Origin of the sequence: Pseudomonas sp. SAR267 (genome assembly GCF_052077595.1) — a bacterium.
Taxonomy (GTDB): Bacteria; Pseudomonadota; Gammaproteobacteria; order Pseudomonadales; family Pseudomonadaceae; genus Aquipseudomonas; species Aquipseudomonas vlassakiae.
Map to the genome: position 1 here is coordinate 989288 of NZ_JBQIHU010000001.1, position 12087 is coordinate 1001374.

8 protein-coding genes are annotated in these 12087 nt (G+C 63.8%); 2 read left to right on the forward strand and 6 right to left on the reverse strand.

What is annotated here, in order from left to right; all coding sequences use genetic code 11:
• The first annotated feature begins 60 nt into the window (after positions 1-60).
• Positions 61-2670 carry a bifunctional aconitate hydratase 2/2-methylisocitrate dehydratase gene (gene acnB, locus ACTORR_RS04980; RefSeq protein ID WP_054883583.1) on the forward strand — a complete coding sequence of 870 codons (2610 nt, stop codon included), beginning with the start codon at positions 61-63 and terminating at the stop codon, positions 2668-2670.
• 176 nt (positions 2671-2846) lie between these two features.
• Here acnB and prpD read toward each other — a convergent pair whose 3' ends face one another.
• The 6 genes from prpD to ACTORR_RS05010 form a co-directional block, all read right to left on the reverse strand.
• On the reverse strand, positions 2847-4331 hold the full coding sequence (gene prpD / locus ACTORR_RS04985) for a 2-methylcitrate dehydratase (RefSeq protein WP_054883582.1): 1485 nt from the start codon (positions 4329-4331) through the stop codon (positions 2847-2849).
• 170 nt (positions 4332-4501) lie between these two features.
• Positions 4502-5692, reverse strand: a complete 1191-nt coding sequence (prpF, locus tag ACTORR_RS04990; protein WP_054883581.1) for a 2-methylaconitate cis-trans isomerase PrpF — start codon at positions 5690-5692, stop codon at positions 4502-4504.
• A gap of 13 nt (positions 5693-5705) precedes the next feature.
• The gene (gene acnD, locus ACTORR_RS04995; protein ID WP_313365182.1) at positions 5706-8294 is read right to left on the reverse strand and encodes a Fe/S-dependent 2-methylisocitrate dehydratase AcnD; all 2589 of its coding nucleotides are present in this window, start codon (positions 8292-8294) and stop codon (positions 5706-5708) included.
• Positions 8295-8458: 164 nt separating this feature from the next.
• The gene (prpC, locus tag ACTORR_RS05000; protein ID WP_054883579.1) at positions 8459-9586 is read right to left on the reverse strand and encodes a bifunctional 2-methylcitrate synthase/citrate synthase; all 1128 of its coding nucleotides are present in this window, start codon (positions 9584-9586) and stop codon (positions 8459-8461) included.
• A gap of 61 nt (positions 9587-9647) precedes the next feature.
• Positions 9648-10538 (reverse strand): methylisocitrate lyase, encoded by an 891-nt coding sequence (gene prpB / locus ACTORR_RS05005; RefSeq protein WP_054883578.1) that lies wholly within the window; start codon positions 10536-10538, stop codon positions 9648-9650.
• Complete coding sequence (locus ACTORR_RS05010; RefSeq protein WP_054883577.1) at positions 10535-11251, reverse strand: GntR family transcriptional regulator; 717 nt, start codon at positions 11249-11251, stop codon at positions 10535-10537. Before ACTORR_RS05010 ends, prpB begins: the two co-directional genes overlap by 4 nt.
• Before the next feature lie 299 nt (positions 11252-11550).
• On the opposite strand from ACTORR_RS05010, the gene rloA reads away from it, so the two are divergent.
• Complete coding sequence (rloA, locus tag ACTORR_RS05015) at positions 11551-12087, forward strand: retropepsin-like aspartic peptidase RloA (RefSeq protein ID WP_054883576.1); 537 nt, start codon at positions 11551-11553, stop codon at positions 12085-12087.

Genomic DNA, 12087 nt, shown 5'->3' on the forward strand with positions numbered 1-12087 from the left:
ATTGAATGCTGGATGAGCGTCCCGGACTCCCTTTAGGGACCACTGATGAGGGTAATAACTGTGCTTGAAGCCTACCGCAAACACATCGAAGAGCGTGCCGCCCTGGGTATCGTGCCCCAGCCGCTGAACGCCGAACAAACTGCAGGCCTGGTCGAGCTGCTGAAAAACCCGCCGGCCGGCGAAGAAGCCTTCCTCGTAGACCTGATCACCAACCGCGTTCCGCCAGGGGTCGACGAAGCTGCCTACGTCAAGGCCGCTTTCCTCTCAGCCGTGGCCAAGGGCGAAGCCAAATCGCCACTGATCGACCGCAAGCACGCTGCTGAACTGCTGGGCACCATGCAGGGCGGCTACAACATCGAAACGCTGGTCGCGCTGCTCGACGACGCCGAACTGGGCGCCGTCGCGGCCGAACAGCTCAAGCACACCCTGCTGATGTTCGATGCCTTCCACGACGTGGCCGAAAAAGCCAAGGCCGGCAACGTTCACGCCAAAGCCGTACTGGAATCCTGGGCTGCCGGCGAGTGGTTCACCTCGCGTCCGGCCATCGCCGACAAGTACACCCTGACCGTGTTCAAGGTGCCTGGCGAAACCAACACCGACGACCTGTCCCCTGCCCCGGACGCCTGGTCGCGCCCTGACATCCCGCTGCACGCCCTGGCCATGCTGAAAATGGCCCGTGATGGCATCGAACCGCAACAGCCTGGTTCGGTTGGCCCGCTGGCACAGATCGAAGCGGTCAAGGCCAAGGGCTTCCCGGTTGCCTACGTCGGTGACGTGGTCGGTACCGGTTCTTCGCGTAAATCCGCCACCAACTCGGTGCTGTGGTTCTTCGGCGACGACATCCCGTACGTGCCGAACAAGCGCGCCGGTGGCTTCTGCTTCGGCACCAAGATCGCCCCGATCTTCTACAACACCATGGAAGACGCCGGCGCCCTGCCGATCGAATTCGACTGCACCAACCTGGCCATGGGCGACGTCATCGACGTCTACCCGTTCAAAGGTGAAGTGCGCCGTCACGGCAGCGACGAGCTGGTCACCGAGTTCGCGCTGAAAACCGAAGTACTGCTGGATGAAGTCCGCGCTGGCGGCCGTATCCCGCTGATCGTTGGCCGTGGCCTGACCGAAAAAGCCCGTGCCGAACTGGGCCTGGGCCCTTCCGACCTGTTCAAGAAGCCAGAGCAGCCTGCCGACACCGGCAAAGGCTTCACCCTGGCGCAGAAGATGGTTGGCCGCGCCTGTGGCCTGCCGGAAGGCCAGGGCGTGCGCCCGGGTGCCTACTGCGAGCCGAAGATGACCACCGTCGGTTCCCAGGACACCACTGGCCCGATGACTCGCGACGAACTGAAAGACTTGGCGTGCCTGGGCTTCTCCGCTGACCTGGTGATGCAGTCGTTCTGCCACACCGCAGCCTATCCGAAGCCGATCGACGTAAACACCCACCACACCCTGCCAGACTTCATCCGCACCCGTGGCGGCGTGTCGCTGCGCCCAGGCGACGGCATCATCCACAGCTGGCTGAACCGCATGCTGATGCCTGACACCGTAGGTACCGGTGGTGACTCGCACACCCGCTTCCCGATCGGCATCTCGTTCCCGGCCGGTTCCGGCCTGGTGGCCTTCGCCGCCGCCACCGGCGTCATGCCGCTGGACATGCCAGAATCGATCCTGGTGCGCTTCAAGGGCAAACTGCAACCTGGCATCACCCTGCGTGACCTGGTTCATGCCATCCCTTACTACGCGATCCAGAAGGGCCTGCTGACCGTCGAGAAGAAAGGCAAGAAGAACGCCTTCTCCGGCCGCATCCTGGAAATCGAAGGCCTGGACGACCTGACCGTCGAGCAAGCCTTCGAGCTGTCCGACGCCTCGGCCGAGCGTTCCGCCGCGGGCTGCACCATCAAGCTGCCGGAAAAGGCCATCGCCGAATACCTGCAGTCCAACATCACCCTGCTGCGCTGGATGATCGGCGAAGGCTACGGCGATGCCCGCACCCTGGAGCGTCGTGCCCAGGCCATGGAAGCCTGGCTGGCCAAGCCTGAACTGCTGTCGGCCGACGCCGATGCGGAATACGCCGAAATCATCGAAATCGACCTGGCCGACGTCAAGGAGCCTGTGCTCTGCGCGCCGAACGACCCGGACGATGCCCGCCTGCTGTCCTCGGTACAAGGCGAGAAGATCGACGAAGTGTTCATCGGTTCGTGCATGACCAACATCGGTCACTTCCGCGCTGCCGGCAAGCTGCTGGACAAGGTCAAGGGCGGTATCCCGACCCGTCTGTGGCTGGCCCCGCCAACCAAGATGGACGCCCATCAGCTGACCGAAGAAGGCTACTACGGCATCTACGGCAAGGCTGGCGCTCGCATGGAAATGCCAGGCTGCTCGCTGTGCATGGGTAACCAGGCACGTGTGCAGACCGGTTCGACCGTGGTTTCCACCTCGACCCGTAACTTCCCGAACCGTCTGGGCGACGCCACCAACGTGTACCTGGCCTCGGCCGAGCTCGCCGCGGTCGCATCGATCCTCGGCAAGCTGCCGACCGTCGAAGAGTACATGCAGTACGCCAAAGACATCGACAGCATGGCTGCCGACGTCTACCGCTACCTGAGCTTCGACCAGATCGCCGAGTTCCGTGAAGCGGCTGCCAACGCCAAGATCCCTGTGGTTCAGGCGTAAGCATCGGTTGTAGGCTGTAAGACAAAGCCCCGGCAGAAATGCCGGGGCTTTTTTTTGTCACCTGTGCCGGCCCCTTCGCGGGTAAACCCGCTCCCACAGGAGCCCCACAGTCTTCAAGACCTGTAGAGAACCCTGTGGGAGCGGCTTTAGCCGCGAAGAGGCCGTCACAGGCCACATCAAATCACGAACAAATCCACAAACCTGTGCACCGCCATCTGCTCCAGCAGTTGCTGGTCCTTGCACAGTTCGAAAATCTGCTGACACCGCTGCCGCACAAAGCGCGTCGCCAGGTTGCTTCTGAACTTGGCCTCCAGCAGCGGTATCCCCTCCTCGCGCCGCCGCCGATGCCCGATCGGGTACTCCACCAGCACCTGCTCGGTACAGCTGCCATCCTTGAAGAACACCTGCACGGCATTGGCGATCGAGCGCTTGTCCGCCTCCAGATACTCGCGACTGAAGCGCGGGTCTTCAACCACTTCCATCTTCTCGCGCAGACGATCGATGCTCGGGTGGTTGGCATGAAAGGCATCTTCATAATGCTCGGCCACCAGGTGGCCGAAGATCAGCGGTACCGCCACCATGTATTGCAGGCAATGGTCACGGTCAGCGGCATTGGCCAACGGGCCGCTCTTGGAAATGATACGGATCGCCGATTCCTGGGTGGTAATGACAATGCGGTCGATCTCATGCAGGCGGTTACGCACCAGAGGATGCAGGGTGACCGCCGCCTCACAGGCGGTCTGGGCGTGGAATTCGGCCGGGAAGCTGACCTTGAACAGCACATTCTCCATCACGTAACTGGCCAGGGGTTGCGGCAGGCGCAGCTCATACTGGCCGGAGGGCTTCACCGCCAGGTCCTTGTTGGTGTGGCTGAACGAGACGTCATGAAACCCCCACTGCGGCGCAGTCAGCACGCCCGGCACGCCCATCTCGCCACGCAGCGCGATATCGGCCAGGCGCACGCCGCGGCTGGAAGCGTCACCGGCCGCCCAGGACTTGCGCGAGCCAGCATTGGGGGCATGGCGATAGGTGCGCAGCGCCTGGCCATCGACGAAGGCATGGGACAAGGCCGATAGCATCTGCTCGCGGTTGGCGCCCATCAGCCGGGCGCACACGGCGGTGGAGGCTACCTTGACCAGAATCACGTGATCCAGGCCGACGCGGTTGAATGAGTTTTCCAGCGCCAGCACGCCTTGGATCTCGTGGGCCATGACCATCGCTTGCAGCACCTCACGCATCAGCAACGGCGCCTCACCCGCGGCCACGCGCTTCTGTGAAAGGTGATCGGCAACGGCGAGGATGCCGCCAAGGTTGTCCGAAGGGTGCGCCCACTCGGCAGCCAGCCAGGTGTCGTTGTAGTCCAGCCAGCGCACGGTGCAGCCGATGTCCCAGGCGGCCTTGACCGGGTCGAGGCGATAGGCGGTACCCGGTACGCGCGCACCATTGGGCACCACGGTGCCTTCCACCAGCGGGCCGAGGAGCTTGGTGCACTCGGGGAAGCGCAAGGCCAGCAGGCCGCAGCCGAGGGTATCCATCAGGCAGTTGCGTGCGGTGTCCAGGGCTTCAGGGGATTCGACGCGGTAGCCGAGGGCGTAGTCGGCGAGGGTTTGCAGCACCCGGTCGTAGTCCGGGCGGTCGTTCAGGTCCACGTTGGCGCTCATAGCCAGCTCCCTTCAGAATTGCCGGGGCTGCGTTGCAGCCCTTCGCGGGCTTGCCCGCTCCCACAGAGATCACACTGAACTTGAAAGTCGTGCAATACCTGTAGGAGCGGGCGTGCCCGCGAAGGGCCGCAAAGCGGCCCCATCAACTAAAGCCGAGCGCCAATGGTGCGTTAGAAGCTATCGCCAGGCACGCGAACCCAGCCCTCCATCAGCACGCGAGCACTGCGGCTCATGATTGCCTTGGTCACCGTCCACTGGCCATCCACCTGGCGCGCCTCGGCCCCGACCCGCAAGGTGCCGGACGGATGACCGAAACGCACGGCACTGCGCTCACCCCCGCCCGCAGCGAGGTTGACCAATGTGCCCGGAATGGCCGCGGCGGTGCCGATGGCCACGGCTGCGGTGCCCATCATCGCGTGGTGCAGCTTGCCCATCGACAGCGCACGCACCAGCAGGTCGATGTCACCGGCCGCAACCGCCTTGCCACTGGACGCAGTGTAGGTGCTGGGTGGCGCAACGAAAGCCACCTTCGGCGTGTGCTGACGCCCGGCAGCCTGGTCGACATGCTCGATCAGGCCCATGCGCACGGCTGCGTAGGCACGAATGGACTCGAAGCGCTGCAGCGCCTGGGGGTCGCCATTGATCGCATCCTGCAACTCGGTACCGGTGTAACCGATGTCGGCGGCATTGACGAACACGGTCGGGATGCCGGCGTTGATCAAGGTCGCCTTGAAGGTGCCCACCCCCGGCACTTCCAGGTCGTCCACCAGGTTGCCCGTAGGGAACATTGCCCCACCGTCGCCATCCTCGTCGGCGGCCGGATCGAGGAACTCCAGTTGTACTTCGGCGGCCGGGAAGGTCACGCCGTCGAGTTCGAAGTCGCCTGTTTCCTGCACTTCACCTTCGGTGATCGGCACATGGGCGATGATGGTCTTGCCGATGTTGGCCTGCCAGATGCGCACAGTGGCGATGCCATTGCGGGGAATGCGCGCCGGCTCGACCAGGCCGTTGCTGATGGCGAACGAGCCGACCGCCGCAGACAGGTTGCCGCAGTTGCCGCTCCAGTCGACGAAAGCCTTGTCGATGGCGACCTGGCCGAACAGGTAGTCGACATCGTGCCCGGGCTTGATGCTCTTCGACAGGATGACCGTCTTGCTGGTGCTCGAGGTGGCGCCGCCCATGCCGTCGATCTGTTTGGCGTAAGGGTCGGGGCTGCCGATTACCCGCAACAGCAAGGCATCGCGCGCCGGGCCTGGGACCTGAGCAGGCTCTGGCAGGTCCTGCAGGCGGAAGAACACGCCCTTGCTGGTGCCGCCACGGATGTAGGTGGCGGGGATTTTCACTTGTGGTACATGTGCCATGTTCAAGTCCTGTTCAAGCGGTCGCTTCGAGGAAGTCCTGGGCAAAGCGCTGCAGCACTCCGCCCGCCTCATAGATCGACACTTCCTCGGCAGTGTCCAGGCGGCAGGTCACTGGCACTTCGACACGCTCGCCATTGCGTCGCGTCACCACCAGGGTCAGCGTCGCCCGTGGCTTGCGCTCGCCGAGCACGTCATAGGTCTCGCTGCCATCCAGGCCCAGGGTCTTGCGGTCGGTACCCGGCTTGAATTCCAGTGGCAAAACGCCCATGCCCACCAGGTTGGTGCGGTGAATGCGCTCGAAGCCCTCGGCGACGATCGCCTCGACACCGGCCAGGCGCACGCCCTTGGCCGCCCAGTCGCGGGACGAGCCCTGGCCATAGTCGCCACCGGCTACGATGATCAGCGGCTGCTTGCGCGCCATGTAGGTCTCGATAGCTTCCCACATGCGGGTCACCTTGCCTTCCGGCTCGATGCGCGCCAGCGAGCCTTGCTTCACGCTGCCGTCTTCGTTGCGCACCATTTCGTTGAACAGCTTGGGGTTGGCGAAGGTGGCGCGCTGGGCGGTCAGGTGGTCACCACGGTGGGTGGCGTAGGAGTTGAAGTCCTCTTCCGGCAGGCCCATCTTCGCCAGGTACTCACCGGCGGCGCTGTCGAGGAGGATGGCGTTGGATGGCGACAGGTGGTCGGTGGTGATGTTGTCCGGCAGTACCGCCAGCGGGCGCATGCCGCGCAGGGTACGCTCGCCGGCCAAGGCGCCTTCCCAGTAAGGCGGGCGGCGAATATAGGTGCTCATCGGGCGCCAGTCGTACAGCGGCGCGACTTTCGGCCCACGGTCTTCCTCGATGGCGAACATCGGGATGTAGACCTTGCGGAACTGCTCGGGCTTGACCGCCGCACGCACCACCGCGTCGATTTCCTCGTCGCTCGGCCAGATGTCCTTGAGGCGGATTTCCTTGCCGTCGACCACGCCCAGCACGTCCTTTTCGATGTCGAAGCGGATGGTGCCGGCAATCGCGTAGGCTACCACCAGCGGCGGCGAGGCAAGGAACGCCTGCTTGGCATACGGGTGGATACGCCCGTCGAAGTTGCGGTTGCCCGACAGCACGGCGGTGGCGTACAGGTCACGGTCGATGATCTCCTGCTGGATCACCGGGTCCAGTGCGCCGGACATGCCGTTGCAGGTGGTGCAGGCGAAGGCGACGATGCCGAAGCCCAGTTTCTCCAGCTCTTTTTCCAACCCCGCTTCTTCCAGGTACAGCTGCACGGCCTTGGAGCCGGGTGCCAGCGACGACTTGACCCACGGCTTGCGGTTGAGGCCGAGCTTGTTGGCGTTGCGCGCCAGCAGGCCTGCGGCAATCACGTTGCGCGGGTTGCTGGTGTTGGTGCAGCTGGTGATGGCGGCGATGATCACTGCACCGTCAGGCATCTGGCCCGGCACTTCTTCCCAGGCGCCAGCGATGCCCTTGGCCGCCAGGTCGCTGGTAGCGACGCGGGCGTGCGGGTTGGACGGGCCGGCCATGTTGCGCACCACGCTCGACAGGTCGAAGCTTAGGGTGCGTTCGTATTCGGCCTTGGCCAGGCTGTCGGCCCACAGGCCGGTGACCTTGGCGTAGGTTTCCACCAACTGCACCTGCTGGTCATCGCGGCCGGTCAGCTTGAGGTAGTCGATGGTCTGCTGGTCGATGGCGAACATCGCAGCGGTGGCGCCATATTCCGGCGCCATGTTGGAGATGGTGGCACGGTCGCCCAGGGTCAGCGCGCGTGCGCCTTCGCCATGGAACTCAAGGTAGGCGCCGACCACTTTCTGCTTGCGCAGGAATTCGGTCAGGGCCAGCACCAGGTCGGTGGCGGTGATGTTTGGCGCCAGCTTGCCGGTCAGCTCGACGCCGATGATTTCCGGCAGGCGCATCCACGAGGCACGGCCAAGCATGACGTTTTCGGCTTCAAGGCCACCGACACCGATGGCGATAACGCCCAAGGCATCGACATGCGGGGTATGGCTGTCGGTGCCGACGCAGGTGTCCGGGTAGGCCAGGCCGCGGTCGCTATGGATCACCGGCGACATCTTCTCCAGGTTGATCTGGTGCATGATGCCGTTGCCGGGCTGGATCACGTCGACGTTCTTGAACGCCTTCTTGGTCCAGTTGATGAAATGGAAACGGTCTTCGTTACGGCGGTCTTCGATGGCGCGGTTCTTCTCGAACGCCTGCGGGTCGAAGCCACCGCACTCCACGGCCAGGGAGTGGTCGACGATCAGCTGCACCGGCACCACCGGGTTGACCTGGGCCGGGTCACCGCCCTTGTCGGCGATGGCATCGCGCAGGCCGGCCAGATCGACCAGGGCGGTCTGGCCGAGGATGTCATGGCACACCACGCGGGCCGGGAACCACGGGAAGTCGAGGTCGCGCTTGCGCTCGATCAACTGGCCCAGCGAGGCATCGAGAGTGGCCGGATCGCAGCGGCGCACCAGGTTTTCGGCCAGCACGCGGGAGGTATACGGCAGGCTGTCGTAGGCACCAGGCTTGATGGCCTCGACGGCAGCGCGGGCATCGAAGTAGTCCAGGGCTGTGCCTGGCAGGTTCTTGCGGTAGGCAGTGTTCATATCGTTATCAGGCTCGGTCACGGTCTTCGGTAAGCAGGTCTGGCCCTTGGGGCGCTGCGCGCCCCTTTCGCGACACAAGGCCGCTCCTACAGGAACTGCGCCGCGCCTGTAGGAGCGGCCTTGTGTCGCGAAAGGGCTGCGCAGCAGCCCCGGCGATCTACGACTCAGCGCTGTTCGATCGGTACGAACTGGCGCTGTTCGACGCCGACATACTCGGCGCTCGGGCGGATGATGCGGTTGTTGGCGCGCTGTTCGAACACGTGCGCGGCCCAGCCGGTCAGGCGCGAGCAGACGAAGATCGGGGTGAACAGCTTGGTCGGAATGCCCATGAAGTGGTACGCCGAGGCATGGTAGAAGTCGGCGTTGGGGAACAGGCGCTTCTGCTCCCACATGGTCTTGTCGATGGCTTCGGAGACCGGGTACAGGACCTTGTCACCGACCTGGTCGGCCAGCTGCTTCGACCAGCCCTTGATCACCTCGTTGCGCGGGTCGGACTCTTTGTAGATCGCGTGGCCGAAGCCCATGATCTTGTCTTTGCGCTCGAGCATGCGCAGCAGTTCGGCGGTGGCCTCCTGCGGGCTCTGGAAGCGCTCGATCAGCTCCATCGCCGCTTCGTTGGCACCACCGTGCAGCGGGCCGCGCAGCGAGCCGATGGCGGCGGTGACGCAGGAGTACAGGTCGGACAGGGTCGACGCGCAAACCCGCGCAGTAAAGGTCGAGGCATTGAACTCATGCTCGGCGTAGAGGATCAGCGACACGTTCATCACCTTGACGTGCAGCTCGCTCGGCTTCTTGCCATGCAGCAGGTGCAGGAAGTGGCCGCCGAGGGTGTCCTCGTCGCTGGTGCAGTCGATACGCACGCCGTGGTGGGTGAAGCGGTACCAGTAGCACATCACTGCCGGGAACAGCGCCAGCAGGCGGTCGGTCTTCTCGCGCTGGGCGTCGAAGGTCAGCTCCGGCTCCAGGGTACCGAGCACCGAGCAACCGGTGCGCATCACATCCATCGGATGGGCGTCGCGAGGGATGCGTTCGAGCACCTCTTTCAGCGCCTGCGGCAGGTCACGCAGGCCCTTGAGCTTGCGTTTGTAGTCGGCCAGCTCCGCCTTGCTCGGCAGCTCGCCATACAGCAGCAGATAGGCGACTTCCTCGAATTCGGCACCGGCGGCCAGGTCACGGACGTCGTAGCCACGGTAGGTCAGGCCGGCGCCGGCCTGGCCCACGGTCGACAGAGCAGTCTGGCCGGCCACCTGGCCGCGCAGGCCAGCGCCACTGAGTACTTTTGCTTCGGCCATGGTGTTTCTCCTTTCTTGAACTTGTTATGGAAGCGATCTGGCTGATTCGAGAGCGGTGCGCTCAACCTTTCTTCTGGGCAAACAGCGCGTCGAGGCTCTGCTCGAAGGCGTGGTAGCCAATGGCATCGTAGAGCTCCATGCGGGTCTGCATGGTGTCGATCACGTTTTTCTGGGTACCGTCGCGGCGCAGCGCGGTATACACGTTTTCAGCCGCCTTGTTCATGGCCCGGAACGCCGACAGCGGGTACAGCACCAGCGACACGTCGACCGAGGCCAGTTCTTCGGTGGTGTACAGCGGTGTAGCGCCAAACTCGGTGATGTTGGCCAGGATCGGTGCCTGCACGCGGTCGGCGAAGGTCTTGTACATCGACAGTTCGGTGATGGCTTCCGGGAAGATCATGTCGGCGCCGGCCTCGATGCAGGCAGCAGCCCGGTCCAGGGCAGCGTTCAGACCTTCCACCGCCAGGGCGTCGGTGCGCGCCATGATCACGAAGCTGTCATCGGTGCGGGCATCCACTGCCGCCTTGATGCGATCGACCATCTCCTGCTGGCTGACGATTTCTTTGTTCGGGCGGTGGCCGCAGCGTTTGGCGCCAACCTGGTCCTCGATGTGGATGGCCGCAGCGCCGAACTTGCACATCGAACGCACGGTGCGGGCGACGTTGAAGGCCGAAGCGCCGAAACCGGTGTCGACATCCACCAGCAAGGGCACGTCGCAGACATCGGTGATGCGGCGCACATCGGTCAGCACATCATCCAGGCCACTGATGCCCAGGTCAGGCAGGCCCAGGGAGCCGGCAGCAACGCCGCCACCGGACAGGTAGATGGCTTTGAAACCGGCACGCTTGGCCAGCAGTGCATGGTTGGCGTTGATCGCGCCGACCACTTGCAGCGGGTGTTCGGCGGCAACGGCGTCGCGGAAACGCTGACCGGGGGTGCTGTTCACAGTCATTTCTCACCTCGTGGGCTGTTGTTGTTGGCGTCCAGATAGTGACGCTCGATGTTGCGCTTGGACGCGCCGATATGGCGGCGCATCAGGAGTTCGGCCAGTTCGCCGTCACGGTCGGCAATGGCATCGAGAATGCGGTGGTGTTCGGCAAAGGCCTGGCGCGGCCGGTTGGGCGTGGCGGAAAACTGGATGCGGTACATGCGCACCAGTTGATACAGCTCGCCGCAGAGCATCTTGACCAAGGTCTGGTTGCCGCTGCCCTGGATGATGCGGTAATGGAAGTCGTAGTCGCCTTCCTGCTGGTAGTAGCCAAGCCCGGCCTGGAACGCGGCATCGCGCTCATGGGTATCGAGCACCCGGCGCAGCTCGTCGATGTCGGCCTGGCTCATGCGCTCGGCGGCAAGGCGGCAGGCCATGCCTTCCAGCGACTCGCGGATTTCGTACAGCTCGATCAGTTCGGCGTGGTTGAGCGAAACCACCCGCGCGCCGACGTGCGGTACCCGCACCAGCAGGCGCTGCCCCTCCAGCCGATGGATGGCCTCGCGCAGCGGGCCGCGGCTGATGCCATAGGTACGTGCCAGCTCTGGCTCGGAGATCTTGCTGCCGGGGGCAATGTCGCCCTTGACGATCGCCGCCTGGATACGCCGAAAGACATTCTCGGACAAGGTTTCCGTTTCGTCTGCCTCGGCAGGGCTTGGGGTGGTGATGTCCAGCATATTGTCGACACCTTGCTAAGCGCTTGAGCAGAAACTAGCGAATCAGTGGCTCACAGTCAAAGACAAAATCAACATTGTCGACAATCGTCTAAGAACGAACTTACCCAGTGATGGCGTTGTCAGATCGCTTCACGCTGGCGTCAAGACGTCGGCGTGATAGAATGCCGCGCCTCCAAGGGGGTATCGATAGTGTATTTGTCATCAATTCATGTTGTTGACAGATGAACGAGGAAGCTTGTGCAGCCGTTGCCAGTCACCTTTACCCCGAACCCTGCACAGCTCAGCACCGCGCCAGGACTATGAGACTTACACCCGTATTATTGCTGTTATGCCTCACCCTGCTGCCGGCCCTTGGCCAGGCGGCGGGCAAGACCGTGTACGGTCTGAACGAATACGCCCGGCTTGGCGACCTCGACCTGGAAGTGGCCGCCAAGCTCGACACCGGAGCCAAGACCGCGTCGCTCAGTGCCCGTGACATCAAACGCTTCAAGCGCAACGGCGAAAGCTGGGTGCGCTTCTACCTGGCCATCGACGCCGCTCATTCGCACCCCATCGAGCGCCCTCTGGCCCGCGTGAGCAAGATCAAACGCCGCGCCGGCGACTATGATGCGGAATCCGGCAAGGCCTATACCGCCCGCCCGGTCATCGAACTTGAAATCTGCATGGGCCAGGCCCGGCGCACCATCGAAGTCAACCTCACCGACCGCAGCGCCTTCCAGTTCCCGTTGCTGATCGGCTCCGAGGCGCTCAAGCACTTCGACGCGCTGGTCGACCCAAGCCTTAAATACGCGGCCGGCAAACCTGCCTGTGCCACCGACGCTACCAAAGCAGAGTAA